At 26.6% G+C, this 17,218-nt stretch carries 13 protein-coding genes and 1 tRNA gene; 5 read left to right on the forward strand and 9 right to left on the reverse strand.

Annotation, left to right across the window (positions count from 1 at the left end):
- Nucleotides 1–143: 143 nt before the first annotated feature.
- The 4 genes from nagA to Q1X91_RS09265 are packed head-to-tail and all read right to left on the reverse strand — an operon-like array spanning nt 144 to nt 7,294.
- Entirely contained in the window at nt 144–2,108 is a 1,965-nt protein-coding gene (nagA, locus tag Q1X91_RS09250; protein ID WP_300756243.1) for an N-acetylglucosamine-6-phosphate deacetylase, read from the reverse strand.
- 11 nt (nt 2,109–2,119) lie between these two features.
- The gene (locus Q1X91_RS09255) at nt 2,120–2,893 is read right to left on the reverse strand and encodes a 6-phosphogluconolactonase (protein ID WP_300756245.1); all 774 of its coding nucleotides are present in this window, start codon (nt 2,891–2,893) and stop codon (nt 2,120–2,122) included.
- A 15-nt stretch (nt 2,894–2,908) separates the two neighbouring features.
- On the reverse strand, nt 2,909–5,662 hold the full coding sequence (locus Q1X91_RS09260) for an RNA polymerase subunit sigma-70 (protein ID WP_300756247.1): 2,754 nt from the start codon (nt 5,660–5,662) through the stop codon (nt 2,909–2,911).
- Nucleotides 5,663–5,695: 33 nt separating this feature from the next.
- Nucleotides 5,696–7,294, reverse strand: coding sequence for a hypothetical protein (locus Q1X91_RS09265; protein WP_300756250.1), 1,599 nt, complete (start codon nt 7,292–7,294; stop codon nt 5,696–5,698).
- Nucleotides 7,295–7,481: 187 nt separating this feature from the next.
- On the opposite strand from Q1X91_RS09265, the gene Q1X91_RS09270 reads away from it, so the two are divergent.
- The gene (locus Q1X91_RS09270) at nt 7,482–7,829 is read left to right on the forward strand and encodes a preprotein translocase subunit SecG (RefSeq protein ID WP_300756253.1); all 348 of its coding nucleotides are present in this window, start codon (nt 7,482–7,484) and stop codon (nt 7,827–7,829) included.
- A 472-nt stretch (nt 7,830–8,301) separates the two neighbouring features.
- On the opposite strand, the gene Q1X91_RS09275 is transcribed toward Q1X91_RS09270, so the two are convergent.
- The 5 genes from Q1X91_RS09275 to nadD are packed head-to-tail and all read right to left on the reverse strand — an operon-like array spanning nt 8,302 to nt 12,476.
- Complete coding sequence (locus Q1X91_RS09275; RefSeq protein ID WP_300756254.1) at nt 8,302–8,988, reverse strand: hypothetical protein; 687 nt, start codon at nt 8,986–8,988, stop codon at nt 8,302–8,304.
- An 11-nt stretch (nt 8,989–8,999) separates the two neighbouring features.
- Nucleotides 9,000–9,707 (reverse strand): hypothetical protein, encoded by a 708-nt coding sequence (locus Q1X91_RS09280; RefSeq protein ID WP_300756255.1) that lies wholly within the window; start codon nt 9,705–9,707, stop codon nt 9,000–9,002.
- 46 nt (nt 9,708–9,753) lie between these two features.
- Nucleotides 9,754–10,914 (reverse strand): hypothetical protein, encoded by a 1,161-nt coding sequence (locus Q1X91_RS09285; RefSeq protein ID WP_300756257.1) that lies wholly within the window; start codon nt 10,912–10,914, stop codon nt 9,754–9,756.
- A 52-nt stretch (nt 10,915–10,966) separates the two neighbouring features.
- Nucleotides 10,967–11,866, reverse strand: a complete 900-nt coding sequence (locus Q1X91_RS09290) for an ABC transporter substrate-binding protein (RefSeq protein WP_300756259.1) — start codon at nt 11,864–11,866, stop codon at nt 10,967–10,969.
- Between the two features lie 28 nt (nt 11,867–11,894).
- Nucleotides 11,895–12,476, reverse strand: a complete 582-nt coding sequence (gene nadD / locus Q1X91_RS09295) for a nicotinate (nicotinamide) nucleotide adenylyltransferase (RefSeq protein ID WP_300756261.1) — start codon at nt 12,474–12,476, stop codon at nt 11,895–11,897.
- Nucleotides 12,477–13,013: 537 nt separating this feature from the next.
- Here nadD and Q1X91_RS09300 point away from each other — a divergent pair.
- From Q1X91_RS09300 to Q1X91_RS09315, 4 genes are all read left to right on the forward strand, one after another.
- Nucleotides 13,014–13,103, forward strand: a tRNA-Sec gene (locus tag Q1X91_RS09300).
- Nucleotides 13,104–13,217: 114 nt separating this feature from the next.
- Nucleotides 13,218–14,573 carry an L-seryl-tRNA(Sec) selenium transferase gene (gene selA, locus Q1X91_RS09305; protein WP_300756264.1) on the forward strand — a complete coding sequence of 452 codons (1,356 nt, stop codon included), beginning with the start codon at nt 13,218–13,220 and terminating at the stop codon, nt 14,571–14,573.
- A 290-nt stretch (nt 14,574–14,863) separates the two neighbouring features.
- Nucleotides 14,864–16,681: a selenocysteine-specific translation elongation factor gene (gene selB, locus Q1X91_RS09310; RefSeq protein ID WP_300756267.1), complete on the forward strand. Its 1,818-nt coding sequence runs from the start codon at nt 14,864–14,866 to the stop codon at nt 16,679–16,681.
- 84 nt (nt 16,682–16,765) lie between these two features.
- Nucleotides 16,766–16,888 (forward strand): hypothetical protein, encoded by a 123-nt coding sequence (locus tag Q1X91_RS09315; RefSeq protein ID WP_300756270.1) that lies wholly within the window; start codon nt 16,766–16,768, stop codon nt 16,886–16,888.
- The last annotated feature ends 330 nt before the right edge of the window (nt 16,889–17,218 follow it).

Raw genomic sequence — 17,218 nt, forward strand, 5'->3', positions numbered from 1 at the left:
CAGTCTTTTTGGTTCTTTGTGTCAACAAAAGAACTGGGGGTGTGGGGGCTAGTCCCCACAAATCTAAAATTTAAAAATTTATTTTTTGACAAACTATATATGTTTAGTTATATATTACCGCTTTTTATTTTATAAGTTGATAATTAAGCATGTGTTACCCATTCATGGTCATAATTATACTCTTTGTAGTTTCCTTTAAATACCACACCTTTTACTATTAGGTTTTCATCTAGTATAACTAAGTCAGCAATATATCCTTCTTTTATTCTGCCGTATTTGTCATCTATACCCATAACTTTGGCAGGATAAAGTGAAGCCATTTTTAAAGCCTCTTCTACAGCAGCCCCTACATGATTAACTACATTTCTTACAGATTGACTCATAGTAATAGAAGAGCCTCCCAAAGTACCGTTATCATCAATAAGCCTGTTGCCGTCTCTATGTATTTTTTTACCAGCCCAAATATATTCTTTTATCTCTGGAGCAGCAGCAGGAGCTATAGCATCAGTAACTATACATATATGACCTGTTTTTAATTTGTAGGCAAGCTCTACTGAGGCAAAATCACAATGCACACCATCACATATTAAACCAGCATACATGTCTTTAGTTTCAAGTACCGCTCCTACAGCACCGGGTTCTCTTGAACCCCAAGGACGCATAGCATTAAATAAATGTGTGGCAAAAGTTATTCCATAAGGTATTTTTTCTTTTATTTCATTGTATGTGCCGTTTGTATGTCCTACAGATACTACTTTACCAGCAGAAGCAAAAGCCTCTATAACTTCACCGTTTACCATTTCAGGAGCTACAGTAACCATTACACATTTTGAAGCATTGATTTTTTTTACCATCTCCATATTAGGTTCTCTTATAAACTTCTCATTGTGTATGCCTCTTTTTTCATGCGATATATAAGGACCTTCAAAGTGTATTCCAAGTACTCCCATTACAGATAAATCTTCTATGTTATTGAATAAATCTATAATTTTTATCATGTATTCATCACTGTTAGTAATGACTGTAGGCAAATATGAAGTACAGCCGTATCTTTGACAAACTTCATTCATATTTTTTAATGTTTCAACAGTAGGAGATGCATTAATATCGTAACCGCCTATACCATTAACTTGTAGGTCTATATATCCGGGAGCAACTATTTTTCCTCCTAAATCTATTCTTGTAATAACAGCATCAACATCAATTTCTTTTTCTACACTTTTTATAACATTATTTTCTATAACAATACAATGTCCGTCTATAAATTTTTCGCCGTCAAATATTTTGATGTTTGTAAGAGCATAATAAGATTTATAAAGCCCTTTAATAAGTTCTTTAGGGTGAAGACTTTTGCTTTCCAAACTTTTAGCATATTTATAAGTTTTTACTTTTAAATCGCTGCTTGACTCTTCATCAGCAACAATTATAAGTTTTTTATGTTCCTGAAGTACAGAAGTAGGGTAGAACTGAGTAATAGCCCCTTCCACACAATGAGCCAAAGCATCAGACACTTCATAACCGCTGGCCATTACAAGTACATATTTAGCATTAAAAGCCTCTTCAAAACCTAAAGTAAGTCCTTCTCTAGGGAACATCTCTATAGGCATATCAAATTTTTTTGCTTCGTAGCTTCTTATTATTTCGCTTATTTTTTTATCCCTTACACTTCCTTCTAGTGAAGAGCTTGGAGTATTAAGAAGAAAACTTCCATCTTCTGCTAAAGTATCTATTAATAATGTTATATTTCCTAATTCTTTTATTAAATTAGCCATTCTTTTGGCTTCTTCTTTTCTGTTTGCAACATTACTGTCGAATAAATGCACGTTTTCTCTAGGTATATCTATAAACTTTAAGAAATTATCCTCTAAATATTTTTGCGATATATCGGAGTCTATATATTCTCCAGATGAAACTATATGTATATTTTTAAATGATACTATATTATCGTTATAAAAAGATAATAGTTTTTGATAGTATGATTTATTAACATATCTTAAAGGAAAAGATAATACAAAAGGCTTATCAGTTTCAGAATAATCTAATATACATTTTACTGTGTAGTAAGCAGCCCATTCATAAACGCTTTCATTTGTAATAATGATTCTCATATCTATACTCCTTATTTTATATTTTTTTCTATTTTCATAAATACAGTTTGACTTGAAAGTCTTAAAGAAGATTCATAATCAGCTATTACAGTAACATCGCTATGTTTTTGAAGTTTGCTTAAAGGATATGAATCGCTTATACCATGTTCTAGGCATTCTCTTAAAGAACATGACTTTTCTATACCAGATGATGTAAGTAAAACTGTATCAACAATATCTATAAATCCCATACCCATGCTGAATACTGTAGTAGGCACTTCTTTATCTTCTGGAAATCTTTTTTTTATTTCGCTTATAGAATGTTCGCTTAAAGTTTTAATTCTAAATAGTGAGGATAATGATGACATTCTTTCATTTCCTGCAGAAGTAGAATCTGCTGTAAGAGAATACCATATAACATCAAACCTGCCTATTTTTTTTATAATTTCAAGCTGTTTATCCATTTGAGATTCGTCTCCGTTTCCGTCAAATAAAAAAACATTTTCTTCTGGTATATCTAATTTTGATATAAGATTTTCCCTTAAAAAATATGCTTTGCTGTTTTTGTCAGATGGGGAAAGTCCTATATATTCAGACTGCTGAAATATAAATATATTTTTGAAATTTATTTTATAAGATTTAATATTTTCTATTATAGATTTATAAATATCTTTTGTATCATATTCGCTTGAAACGGATATATATAATTTTTCTTTTTTTTCCTGTTTCTTTTCCAAAAAATGCAGGATATGTTTGGCTGTAAAATCAATATAGTCTTTATATGAATTAGCAATATATATATTCATAAAATAAGTCCTTCATTAATATGAACTTATTATAACACTTTCCCTATTTTCTGTATATACTATATTGTTTATTTTATTTGTATTGTCTGATGTATTTTTATAGTTTTCTATGTTTATATTATAATCTTTGTATCCTACTTTAAAGTTTAAATTTGTGCCTGTAAAGCTGTTTACAGTAATATTAGTATTTAGAATATTTCTCCTCATAGCTATAGGAACATTATTTTTAGGCATTGTCTTTACTATTACCCAAGGCTCAAATCTTTTAATATTTTCTTTTGTGGAAACTTCGGCTCTGTATAATATATTATTTCCTATATTAGTTTGAATAACTTTATATTCCAATTCATTTTGGGATAATACTTCCACATATGTAGATGAATAATTACCTTCTATTATAAATTTATTATTTTCAATCACCATAGGGAGCTTTGAATTAAATGCCCATTTATATTTATAACCGTAAACATGGTATTCTCTGGTAATATCAGGTAAGGCTTCAATATCTTCTTTTATTATTATGATATTAGGCTTTAAATAATAAAATCTTCTGTCATAATTTTTTAGATTTATAGAATAAGTATACTGCTGATTTGCTTTAGCATGTGCATAAAACATTTTGTAATAATTTGTTATGCTTTCTATATATGAATAGCTTCCAGTATTTTCTTCTATTTTTTCATTATCTATAGATATACCATTATGAAAATCAGCATCTTTGAATAATTCATAATTGTTAGTATCAAAATTATATCCTAATTCATCAATTATAGAATCTCCGTAATTGTAATAAACAAAACTCATTCTGTCATTATGATTAAGCCCAAAAGAACTGTCAGCATTTCTTCCTTTGGCATATACCGCTAAATAAGGGGCATTAAGAGTTTTTATATTTTCATTGTATATAGCAGTTTGTATTTTTTTAAATAGCAATGTTTCATATTGAAATTCAGGATTAGAAGGCACATTATCCCTTAAATAATAATTATTCCACATTAATACATAAGGCAGATATCTTAAATTTACAGCTTCACTTTGTGCAAATACGGCATAATTTTTATATAACGGATTTGCACACATTTTACTTAGAAGCTCCATAACAGCACTTCTAGCACCAGTATCAAATCTCAATTTACTTCTGTTATCTATGGCAGTATATCCTATAGGCAATGTGTATCCAGATGGATATCCTACTATAGATAAATATTTTCCTATATTTTGAAATGATTCTAAACTGAAAGCATCAAATATTCCAACATTTTTTAATGATAATGCATATGTAAGTATAGGAAGGATAGTATCAAATGCTTCGCTTATAGAAGATTTAAAACTGCCGTCTTTATCAAACATAGAAAATATCATTCCGTTAATATAATTCATAGCAAAATAATGCCAATTTCTAATTTGATCCTGATTGACATTTTCATTGAGCATGTTTATAGCTATTAACCCTAATGCTGAAGCGTATTTTATAGTGTCTTTTTTTCTATATTCTGAAGGATTTTCAACTATATAATTATAAAGAGTTTCTCCGTATTTAATAAACTCCTGTTTCATTAAAACTATTTCTTCAGGAGAGAACTCATCATACATTAAATCAAAAGGCATAAGAAGAGAATTAGCCAATATAGTAACAGCATCTATTTCTTTATAATTTGGTATATTTACTTCATCTAGGTTTACTATATCCCTTATCATTTGTTTAATTTCATATTTTAATAAATTATTATTAGGTTCAAATGCCGCTTTTAATGACATAAGCATAGCATGAGAAGGTAAGTCTTCAAAGTGCAGTTTATTAGTATCATTATTATTGGTATATGATATATTATTAACCGACCATTTTCCCATATTTGAAGCTGTGTATAATTTGAATGCATTTATATTTCTAAGTAGGGTAGAGGCTTGAAGACGGTTTTGTCTGTATAGTAAATTGTATAAAACATCAAATGTCTGTTTGTCTATAAATACAAATGGTCTTTTTATATTAAATGTTTTATTTGTTATTGGTACTATTTTTGTACTGCTGTCATCTATAAAGAAATGATATATTCTTCTTAAATTTGTATCTCCGTTTTCATCAAATGCTATATACCATTTACCATTTTCTAATTGATTTGTCATAGAAAAGAAACTGTTATTTCTTAATGTATATTCATAGCGTGAAGAAAAAGAAAGCTCTTTTGATATAGATATTCTTGTAAGTGTAGTTCTTTTATTAACCATAATAAAAGGAGGATTACTTTTAGCTATATGTCCGCTCTCTGGAAGTATTAAGGCTATATTTTCTCTTGATACTCTTTTATCTTCATTTTCCGATATTGCAATTTTAACTGTATCTCTAGTGTCAGTATTTCCTATACTTTTTATACTTACAGAAAGCTCATCAATCTTATCTTTTTCTAAAGGAGGATTAAAATTAGTGGCATATATTGTAAGGTTTATATTTCTATTAACTAATGGATTTTCTATATTAAATGTTTTTTTGATATTATTTTCATTTACCTCTATATTTAATTGTATAGGTATATTGTCTGTGTCTATATTGTAAGTTAATATTATACCATTTTGTATTTTTACAGATTTACCATATTTTAATGATATATATTTAGGGTATTGTTTATTATATTCTGGGTAAATAATAGTATATGAATTATCTCTTTTATCATAAAGAGCTTCTATTTCTCTGTCATATATTTTCTTTTTAGAACAGGAAAAGATAATAGGTATTATCAATATTATTAATACAATTTTTATAATTTTTTTCATTACTATTTTTTATATCCCCAATTTTTTTGTATACTATTCCATTCTTACTCTATGAAGACCTCTTAAATAGTAAGTAATGTCTTGTATATTTTTGTCTATCATTTGTTTGTATTCATCAGGTATATTCTGATCTCTTATAAGTTTGAACATTTCTAGACCTTCCTGCAAATTTCCGAATAAACTTATTCTGGCAGCATTTCTTAATATTCTTTTATATTTAGAATAGTATGTATTTTCCGGCATATTATCAAAACCATAAGTAATTACAAGTTTTTTCTCATAATCATCTATATCATCTAAAAGCTTCATTCTCATAGTAGGAGTTTCGCTTGCAGGTTTAAGCTGAGTTTCTGGTTTTGCCAATTTAGCACTTTCTTTAGGGGCTTCTACTTTTACTGTTATATTAGGCTGCTGAGCTGGTGCCTGAGGGGCTTGCGATGCATCCTGAGGAGCGGCAACTATAGTCTGTCCGCCTGAAGGAGGAGTATATCCTTCGTTTATTTCTACGCGGCTGTTTTCTATTTTATCTATTATAGTGAAAGGTCTTTTACTTAAATTTTCATCTTTAGTACTGTCAGAATCTTCAAGTCTGTTTTCAACTAGATTTTCTAACTCTTCAGAGGCTTTATTTAGTCTCTCTTCGCCTTCTGACATTATAGATTGTTCATTTTCTTTTTCAAGCTCTTCTCTCTCTTTTTCTTTCTGCTTTCTGTAATCGTCCATAGCAGCACATAATAGAGTAGCTAATTTTGTTATGCCTTCTTCTGTTTTGGCATCCATATTAGAAAGTAAATTGCCGTTTTCTTCATTACTTTCTTCATCATCAGCAAGATAGCTTTTTTTCATTGTTGAAGCTATATCTTTTGCTGAGCTTTTTATATCGCCTCTTATTTCTTTTAACTTTTCTTCTTCTTTTTTTAGAAGCTCTCTTTTTTTATCTAATGCTTTTGATTCTTTTTCTATTTGCTTTAATATTCTTAAGTTTTCTTTATATTGTTCTTTATCTTCTTTTGATAATTTATTAGTGTTTTTCTTAGCATTTTTTAATTCTGATACTGCTTCTTTTAATTTTGCTTTTAATTCTTTTTTCTCCTGTTCTGCTTCAATTAATTGTTCTCTTAGGGCTTTTATTTCTTTTAATGTTTCTTTATCAGTTTTAGCAGTTTTTGAGGCAGTTTCAGTTTTTGATTTTATAGCTTCTTTTGCTTTTTGTTTTAGCTCTTCATTTTTTAATTCTATTTTTCTTTTTTCTTCTTCTAATTTTTGATTAGTTTTTTCTAATTTCTCTAATCTTTTTTGAAGTTTATTAATTTCAGCATTATTATTTTGAGTTTTAGCAGGTATAGATTTTTTTGATTCTAAATCTTCTATAATTTTTTTATATTTATCTTCTATTTTCTTTTTCTGTATATCTACAACTTTTTTGTATTTTTGATTAAGTTCTGCTATTTTTTCTTCAGACTGTTTAAGTTTTAATTTTAATTCTTCAGACAATTCTTTGTATGAAATTCTGCCTGACACTTTTTCTTCTGAAGCTGCTTTTTTTACTGGTTTTGCAGTTTTAGTGTTTTTTGATGAAACAGAAGTTTTTTTAGCTGTATTTTTTTTTGTATCTGTTTTTTTTACTGCCATATAAAGTACCTGCCGTTATATTTTAATCCTTATTAGTATTAACGGAAAAAATCAAAATTTAATAAAGAAAAATATTTATATATATTATACATTAAATTTAATACTTTTAAACACTTGAAAAATATTTTATAAATGATATAATTATATACAATTATCTTATTAAAATAAAACTTTTAAGGAAATATATATGAATGCTTTGCTTACTTTAGGAATAGTTGTTTATTCTATAATATGCGTATTATTAATATTACTAATTATTATACAAGGCGGTAAAGCAGAAGGTTTATTTTCAAGTGCTCAGGCTAATGTTTTAGGAAGCCAAAGAGGAAATGCCCTAACTAAAGCTACTACTTTTCTTTCTACTATATTTGTAGTAGGTGCTCTTTTTATATCTGTTGCTATAAGCACTCAGAAAACTGCTTTTGAAAATGTAACCACTAATACAACTACTACAACTCAGCAGCAAAATACTCCTTTGTCTGCTCCTACTAATACTGAAACTTCACCTAATAACACTGTTTCTTCTAATCAGTAAACTATATTTTTTAATAAAATAGTATTTTATTTAAATTTTTGCTAAAATTATAATATTATATCTTTACATGTAATTTTATTTATAAATGAGTGCTTATCTTTATTAAAAATATATTTATAAATTGATGAAAAATTATTATCGTTATTAAATTAGACTTGTTTCAAAACTAGTTGACAAGATTGAGTATGAAATTATTTAATTTTAAAATTACAAATAAAATGTTTTACATGTTATATAAATCATAATTTTAGTATATAAGCATGCAGTCCTTTTGCTTCTTTGTGCCAACAAAAGAAGTGGGGTTTGGGGCAAAGCCCCAACTATAATTAAAAAAATATTAAATTAACAAACTATAAATATTAACAAATTTAGTTTTGAAACAAGTCTATTAGTTTTGAAATAAGACTATTATTTTTTGCTTTAAAAAAATTGCATACTATTTTTTAAGCATGCAATTTTTTATTTATAATAATTATCTGCTTATTAAATACGCCCCTATTTGAAAGCCTATATCAAATGCAGCTATTGATTCTTTGTTTATAGATATATTTTTTAAAAGTCCGTTTTTATCTATATTGATAGGGAAGTCATAATTAGCATACACTCCTAAAGACATCATGAATTTTCCTTTTGTTTTTATTAAAAAGTCAAGAGAAACTTTAACATAAGGTATATAAAAAGTTTCAAATGAGTCTTTTATATCTCCAAAATCTAAATTGTATCTATTGTAGCTGTATTCATCGCCTTCTTTAGAATATTTTAAAGATAATGGAATTTTTATGCCTCCTCCAACACCTATGGATACAAATCCAATATTAAGTCTTGGAAATAATCCGAATGATATACTGTTGAAATCATAATTTTCTAAAAGTCTTCCGCCATTTACATTATATTTTAATTCATATTTATCTTTATTGTATCCTATATCGAGAAGTAATGCTGTAGACAAAAAATCATCATATCCCCAAAATACACCTGGCTGAAATGAAAAAGATGTTTCAAAATCTCTAAAGTCAGTTGTAAATACTTTGCTTCTGTCAGTTGTAGCACTGCTTGCACCGAAACGCCCTACAAAACCTGCAACAAAATCGGCAGCGTAAATATTATTTAATGGTACTAAAAATGTAATACTCAACAAAAAAACTATTAATTTTTTCATAAAAACCCTCCTCAATAATAATAGTCTCTATTTAGATTTATATTTAAATAATAACCAAATTGAAGTCCTATATCAAAAGCACTTATAGAATCCTTATTTATTATTGTATCATTTATATAGTTATTATATTGAAAATAAAGAGGAAAATCATAATTTGCATATACGCCTACTAATAAATAATTAAATATAGTAAAGTCAATAGATACTTTTATATATGGTATTACAGCTCTTTCAAATATATCGTTTAAATCTCCGAATCTAAATCCATAACGTCTGTATTTATTATATGATTCTAATTTGTAAGAAGCATAAACAGGTATTTTAACTCCTCCTCCCGCTCCTAATGATATGAAGCTGAAATTAAATCTTCCATATCCTCCAATTAAAAAACTTTCAAATTGATAATTTTCTGTAGCTCTTTTACCTTCTATTGTATATTTAAAATCATAAGCATCATGACAGTATCCTAAATCCAAAAGTAGTGATAAAGACATAGATGATGAAAAATCTTTATTAATACCTATTGAAAAAGAAAGTCCGCTGTCAAAATCTCTGAAACTTGACGGAAATATTTTTGATGAATTAGTATTTGCTCCGCTCATGCCAAATTGACTCACAAGACCAATTGCCAAATTAAGAGCATTTAAATTATAGGTAAATGCTAATAGTACGAAAAAACTTGCAAAAAGCAGACTTTTTCTCAAAATATAAACCCCCATTTATAATTTGTACCTATGTATAGTATACTACAAAAAATATATAAAGTCAATTAAATAAAATTATAATAAAAAATATAATGTATATATAATTGTATGTAAATATGAAATTTCTGTACTTTTTTATAATTGCAGCTATTATATTATGTATGTAATTAAAAGTTATTATAATATAAAAAACGCTAATAAGTGTATCTGAAAATACTGATGTATAATTTTTAAAGCAAAATATAGAAAATATTATACCAACAGCATTTGATATTATATATATAATTCGGGTAATCAGTCTGCATTCTTTATCTATCCTAAATAAAAACATGTTTATTATAAATAATGCTTGGAATATAATACAGGCATATAATAAAATATTATAATGATTAAATAAATTGTATTTAAAAGTTATAATTAATGATATTAAAGCAGCACTTACAAATAAGGATAAAGTCCTAGAAATATTTATTGATAATTTTGTGTTAGGCATTTTATTATATAATATAAAAGAGAAATATATTACCGAAGTTGTAATCAAAGTAAATATAGAAAGAAGTATTTTTAGATTTATTAAGTTGTTTTTTAATAGATATTTTATAAGTATTTTTATATCTATTTTGCCATTAAAATATAGTAAAGCAAATACAGTTCCTATTATTAGAAACATAATAAAAAATATAAGAAAACTCCATATAAGAATCTCGGCTATCATAGTATAGAAATCGTATAAATTATTAAGTTTTTTTATATCATATTTTATATATGACAAAGCGGATATAAACAGTATAATAAAGTTTGCTGCTGTTATATGAACTATAAGATTTATAATTGATTTTGTATTCTCTAAAGGATTTAATAATACTTCATATTTTAAATTATATAAATAAATAGCTGTTAAAAATATAAGTATAAATGATATTAATATAGATTTAACATTAATAGGATTTAGTACAAAAAGAAATGTAAATATAAAAAAAGTTAATGGAATTAAAAAAGAGAAAAATATTTTTATGTAAAATATAAAATTCTCACTTAAAACAGTTTCTAGTAATTCTAAATTTGTATCAGAGTTGATTTTTGGAATATTGATGCTGAATATAGAAATAACATATATAGAAGATATTAATAGTATAAAGCTAATGCCTATAACTATATTAAAGTTTCTTATTATATTTTTATAAGCATTAGTATTTATGTTATTTTTATCAATGTTTTCCACTTTATTAAAGCCTTATAGATTATTTTTGTATTTGATGTTTTTATATTATTTTTTATTTTTCTATATAATAAAAATTATCATTAGGTATTTTGCCGCCTATTAATTTCTTATCAAAGTTATACAAAAAATTATAATAGCTATTTAAAGCGAATTTCATTTTTTCTCCTTCATAAAAAACTAGTCCCATTCTGTTTAATCCGTAATATGCCGCTTCAGCATTTATTATCATATTTCTTTCTTTTATAAGGTTTTTCATTTCTTCTTTATTGTTTATAATATAATCAGTAGATTTTTTATATTCATTTAATATTTCTTTTAAAAGCATTTTATTATGATTTATAAAATAATTTTTTGCTATAAGTACAGCCACAGGGTAATTATCAATATATTTTGACATTTCAACAACTATATGCACATCCTTATTTTCAAGCATTGCTGATGATAAAAAAGGCTCTGGAAGTATGGCTATATCAGCATTTTTTGATGCTACTGCTTTTGATAAATCAGGATTGCTTAAAGAATAATTAATATTAACATTTGGAATTTGCTCTTTTGAAATTAAGTACTGAAGCATTAAATCAGGTGCAGCTAATTTAGTACCGCAGTATACGGTATTATTTTTTATATCATTTATAGTTTGTATTTTATTATTTGCAGATACTATAAAGAGTTTTGTTTCAGATATTACAGCTATGACTTTATAATCTAATTGTCTGTTAAAAATTATGGCAGCCATATTAGCTGGTATTGCCGCTATATCAGCTTCTCCTTTAACTATCAATGAAAGCATATTATTTGGGGCATTTACAGTATTTATAGTTATTTTATTATAGTCCTTCATCATTTTTAAACCGCCTATTCCAGTAGGTCCGTTAAGAAGATACATTTTTTGAGAGTAAAGACTGTTTATAAAAATAAAAAGTATTATTAGTATTAATTTAAAATTTTTCATATTATTTTCCTATATCTTATTATCTAATTTATAAATACAATTTTTTTGATACTATATAATCATAAACTTTTTCTGCTACAAAATATCTAAATCCTTTTTTTTCTTTTATTCTATCTCTGATGAGACTTGAGGATATATCTATACGCGGAGCCATTATTACTTTGATATTATATTTATCAATATGTTCTTTATATAGATTTTTATCGTCTTCTCGGTTTACAACAGTTATATCAGATATTTCAGAAATTTTTTGAGGCTCTCTCCATTTATCAAAATCTCTTACAAGATCAGCCCCTATTATAAGACCGATTTTTCCTTCAATATCATAATTTTTATATATATAATTCAATGTGTTTATAGTATATGAAACTCCTTCATTATTAAGCTCATATTCATCTAATAAAAATCTTTCATCATCTTCTATAGAAAGTTTAAGCATATTTAGCCTGTCATTATTTGATACTTTTCCGCTTATGCTTTTATGCGGAGGAATTTTTGCTGGTATAAAAATTACTTTATCATAATTGCAGTTAGTTATAACAGTATCAGCTAGTATTAAATGTCCAATATGAGGAGGGTCAAAAGTTCCTCCAAGAATAGCAATTTTCATAATATATAAAACCTAGAATTTTTTTGACTTATTTTAATATTTAGAGAAATAATTTGCAATAATATTATATAAAAAAGCATACAGTTTTAAAAAATATATTATTTTGCAGTAATTAGTTAAAATATCTATTGTTTTTACAAATATTATAATATTAAAAACTTAATTATATTTTTATATATAAATGTTTTGAGATTATTAAGAGTTTGCTTATTTCTTGTCAAATGTGTATATATAAAAATATATATTATATTTTCACTTAATATTTGTTATTTTGTAAAAAATATACAAATAAAATTATTGTGAAAAAAACAACAAAATAAAATTGTTTACGTATAATAAAAAATATAATTTTAGTATTTGTTCTAATAAAGTTTCTGTAAATAGTATTTTTTGTGTTCTTTTTATTTTTATTTATGATGTTAAAGTACTATTATTAACAGTAATTTTATTTTATTGAACCATAAAGTAAATTTAATAATAAAATAAATAAAAAAAAAATTGACATAAAATAAAAAATGATATATTATTACATTGCTTGGAGGTAGATGAGGCCCGGTGGTCTCCGCGCTCTTCAAAAGCGTTGGACGCTATAGCAGCGTTGGCAGGTTCAACTCCTGCCTCTTCCGATAAATAGGCAATTGTAAAAAGTATAGTATGATTAAATTACTACTAATAATGAAAAATAGTCTCTTATCTTGAAGTATATTTTATTTTTTAATATTAAAAAGAGAGGGACTAATAATGAACAATAAATTCAACTTAGTACAAACCAATACCGTATTAGAACATGATTCTATAAAACCATATTACGAAATTCTTTCACGTCCAATTATAGCAGATATTATACGCGATACTTTAGAGAAACTAAGAATAGAAATAAAAAATAATCCCAATTTTTCTCCTTCTAAAGATGATATAATAAAACTTTGTGAGAAAAAAATAAAACAGAAATCTAATCTCCCAATAAAAAGAGTAATTAATGCTACAGGTACAATTATGCATACCAATTTGGGACGTTCTCCTATAGATGCGGAAGTTTGGGATAAAGTTAAACCGTTAAATACATGCAGCAATAATCTTGAATATAACATTAATAATGAAGGCAGAGGAATAAGAGGTGAGTTTTTATATTCGCTTTTAGCAAAATTAACTGGTGCCGAAGATGCTTTAGTTGTTAATAATAATGCAGCAGCTGTATTTTTAATATTAAAAACTTTGGCTGCGGATAAAGAAGTTATAGTTTCAAGGGGAGAGCAGGTTCAGATAGGCGGAGGTTTTAGAATACCAGACATATTAAGAGAGGCTGGAGCTAAACTTGTAGAAATAGGAACAACTAATATAGTAACTATAAAAGATTATGAAGAAGCTGTTACAGAAAATACTGCTATGATACTTAAAGTACATGCATCAAATTTCAAAATACGAGGATTTGTTAAGCATCCATCATTTAAAAAGATAAGAGACGCTATACCAAATAATATACCATTAGTTTATGATGAAGGTGCTGGAATATTTGATGAAAGTATGAGTGAGGAAGAACATGTAAAATCAGCTTTAAGAAGCGGAGTTGATTTGGTATGTTTTTCAGGCGATAAAATGTTTTCAAGTGTGCAGGCAGGTATTATAGTAGGCAAGAAAGAATATATAGAGAGAATATACAAACACCCTTTAATGAGGGCTTTCAGATGCGGAAAAACTGTACTTTCTATATTAGAAAAAAGCGTTATAAAAAGACTTAACAGCGAAACTCAGTTCAAAGGATATTGTGAAACCTTATTGTCAATCAAACCTGAAATCATAAAACAAAAAGCTTTAAAAATTATAGAAAATATTGAAGGCTTTGAAGTTATTGAAGAATTGGTTGAAACAGGCGGCGGAGCTATGGCTGATACTTTTTATCCGTCTTATGCTCTAAGTTTCAAGCCTAAGGACATAAAATCTGTCATAAAGTTTATGCATAATTTAGATGTGCCTATTATACCGAAAGTTAAGAAAGATTCGGTGCTTATATATGTTATAACCATAAAAGATGAAGATATAGATTATCTAAGAGAGGTTTTAATAAAAATAAAGAATGCTAATTTTTTAGCAATGTAATATTGAATGTGAAAATATTATAAGAATGAGTTTTTATCATAGCAATATAATGCTAAATATAAAAATTGTGTGTAGTATATTTATTTACTATACAGTAAATAGTGAACAATTTTTATTAGCAGCAATAAAAAAATGAGCTGAGCCAGTCATACAATGGCACAGATGTGTGAATGAATTTATTTATTCACTCCCTTAAGGCGAGGCGAATGCAGCAATGAACAAGTGAGCCGAGCTTTTCAATACTTTAGTATTGATGAATTTTTAACAGCAATAATAGGAGTTTTCATAGTATGAACAGAATTATAGGGACAGCAGGGCATGTTGACCATGGTAAATCGGAATTAATCAAAGCATTAACAGGTATCGCTATGATGCGTTTGCCTGAAGAGAAAAAAAGAGAGATGACTATTGATTTGGGCTTTGGTTTTTTCAAGCCTAATGATGATATTACCATTGGTGTGATAGATGTACCAGGTCATGAAAGGTTTATAAGAAACATGGTCGCCGGCATGTGGAGTTTGGATTTGGTTATGCTTGTTGTTTGTGCTAGTGAAGGCTGGATGAATATGACAGAAGAGCATGCGAAAGTAGCTTTGTCTCTTGGTATAAGAAATGTTATATGCGTAATGAATAAAATTGATTTGGTTAATGAAGAGAAATTAAAAGAAAGCGAAGAGGATATTAAAAAGAATTTGTACAGAATATTTAATAAGGATATAGAAATAGTAAAAGTTTCTGCCTTAAATGGTACTAATATAGATTTATTAAAAGAAAGAGTTACAGATATATTAATTAATGAAAAATATGAAGAAGATATAAAAACACATATTTATGTTGATAGGGTTTTTTCTATAAAAGGTGCTGGTCTTACTATTACGGGAAGTATTAAAGGAGGCAGCATAAAAAGAGATGATACTTTAATACATTATCCTACAAAAAAAGAAGTTTCTATAAGAAATATTCAGTCCTATCATGAGGACAGAGAAATAGTATATGCAACATCCCGTATAGCTATAAATTTAAAAAATATAAAAAAAGAAGAGATTAGAAGAGGGCATCTTTTATGCGATAAAGATGAAACAGTATTTTTAACAGATGAGATAATATTAGAATTAGTCCATAACAGCGATGTAGAATATCTAAAAAAGATAAAAAATGCAGAGTTTGCTATAGGTACTGAATGTGCAGTGGCTCAGATAATACCTATGTATAAGAGGGCTGTTTATAATGATTCGGATAAAAAGATAAAAACGGATGTTGATATTAGGGAAATAGATGATAGGTTTATAAGATTAAAATTTGATGAGCCTATATCAGTATTTTGGAAGGAAAGAGGTATATTAATAAGTCATGGCGGAAGCAATATAATAGGTACAGGAGATGTATTTTGGGGCAGCAAAACAACACCTCAGATTAGAAAAGGTATAATGGATAATGCACATGACTTTTTGGGGAAAGTAAAAAGAGATAGATATACAGATTTGGTTATATCAGTAAATGGATATTCTATTGCTTTAGGAAAACTTCCAGACTATGCGGTAAATATTTCAAATTATTTTGTAAAAAAAGATTATTTAAATAATCTTCTTGAAGAGTCAAAAAAATTAATAGATTCCAAAAAAGATGGTTTTTCTTTTGAAGATATAAGAAATCATCTTAATATAGATAATGCCTTTACAAAACCTTTTATAGATTATTTAGTTCAAAATAAAATCATAATGCCTTTTAATAATATATACAAGAAATATAGTCAAAGTATTGATTTAACTAATTCTCAGAAATTATTATTAGATAAGTTAAAGAAAGAAGATTTAAACGGATTAGATGAGAAGGCTATAAAGGCATTTCCTAATGGAATGAAAGATATAAAAGTATTATCCGCCTCTAAGCAGGCTATGTATCTTGAAGAAGGCATATATTATCATATAGATGTATACAATAGAGTAAAAAATTTAATAATGAAAAATTCTAAGCCTAAAGATATTATAACAATAGCTTTTGTTAAAGAAAAAACAGGTCTTTCAAGAAAATATGTAATACCGCTTTTAAATGCTTTGGAGAGAGAAAAACTTCTAAAGCGTCAGGGTAATGATAGGGTGGTAATTTAATATATGGTCAAAAATCAAAGAGCTTTGCATAGCAGTTATTAGAAATAACTAAAATTTGAGAAACTATATTTGTTTGTGTATATTATGAATGTAAGCAGATATGGAGAATTAGAAAGTGTATTAAAATCTATAAAAAAATCTTATTTTGTTTTTGCTGATTGTTTAGAGAGTTTGGGAGAATGCTTAAAAAATAATGAAAAAATATAAGAGATAAAGATTTTGATAAGTTCTATATAAATAATTAGATTTGATACATACGGTAAAACATAAACAAACTATTAAATATTGCAATTTTGAATCTGCTATAAAAAATATATATGGGATTTATATAATTATATTTTGTATGATTTGAAAGAATTTTTGAAATTATTGATATAATAAGTTTATATAATTTGACAAAATATATTTTTAATGATATAATATATAAAAGAGTGGTTTAACTCTAAACTCTAAACTCTAAACTCTAAACTCTAAACTCTAAACTCTAAACTCTAAACTCTAAACTCTAAACTCTAAACTCTAAACTCTAAACTCTAA

This window comes from uncultured Brachyspira sp. (assembly GCF_949287625.1).
Classification (GTDB): Bacteria; Spirochaetota; Brachyspiria; order Brachyspirales; family Brachyspiraceae; genus Brachyspira.

Bases quoted from the DNA above. Each gene is read 5' to 3' on its own strand.
- nagA (WP_300756243.1), bottom strand. From the start codon at position 2,108: ATGAGAATCATTATTACAAATGAAAGCGTTTATGAATGGGCTGCTTAC.
- Q1X91_RS09255 (WP_300756245.1), bottom strand. From the start codon at position 2,893: ATGAATATATATATTGCTAATTCATATAAAGACTATATTGATTTTACA.
- Q1X91_RS09260 (WP_300756247.1), bottom strand. From the start codon at position 5,662: ATGAAAAAAATTATAAAAATTGTATTAATAATATTGATAATACCTATT.
- Q1X91_RS09265 (WP_300756250.1), bottom strand. From the start codon at position 7,294: ATGGCAGTAAAAAAAACAGATACAAAAAAAAATACAGCTAAAAAAACT.
- Q1X91_RS09270 (WP_300756253.1), top strand. From the start codon at position 7,482: ATGAATGCTTTGCTTACTTTAGGAATAGTTGTTTATTCTATAATATGC.
- Q1X91_RS09275 (WP_300756254.1), bottom strand. From the start codon at position 8,988: ATGAAAAAATTAATAGTTTTTTTGTTGAGTATTACATTTTTAGTACCA.
- Q1X91_RS09280 (WP_300756255.1), bottom strand. From the start codon at position 9,707: ATGGGGGTTTATATTTTGAGAAAAAGTCTGCTTTTTGCAAGTTTTTTC.
- Q1X91_RS09290 (WP_300756259.1), bottom strand. From the start codon at position 11,866: ATGAAAAATTTTAAATTAATACTAATAATACTTTTTATTTTTATAAAC.
- nadD (WP_300756261.1), bottom strand. From the start codon at position 12,476: ATGAAAATTGCTATTCTTGGAGGAACTTTTGACCCTCCTCATATTGGA.
- selA (WP_300756264.1), top strand. From the start codon at position 13,218: ATGAACAATAAATTCAACTTAGTACAAACCAATACCGTATTAGAACAT.
- selB (WP_300756267.1), top strand. From the start codon at position 14,864: ATGAACAGAATTATAGGGACAGCAGGGCATGTTGACCATGGTAAATCG.
- Q1X91_RS09315 (WP_300756270.1), top strand. From the start codon at position 16,766: ATGAATGTAAGCAGATATGGAGAATTAGAAAGTGTATTAAAATCTATA.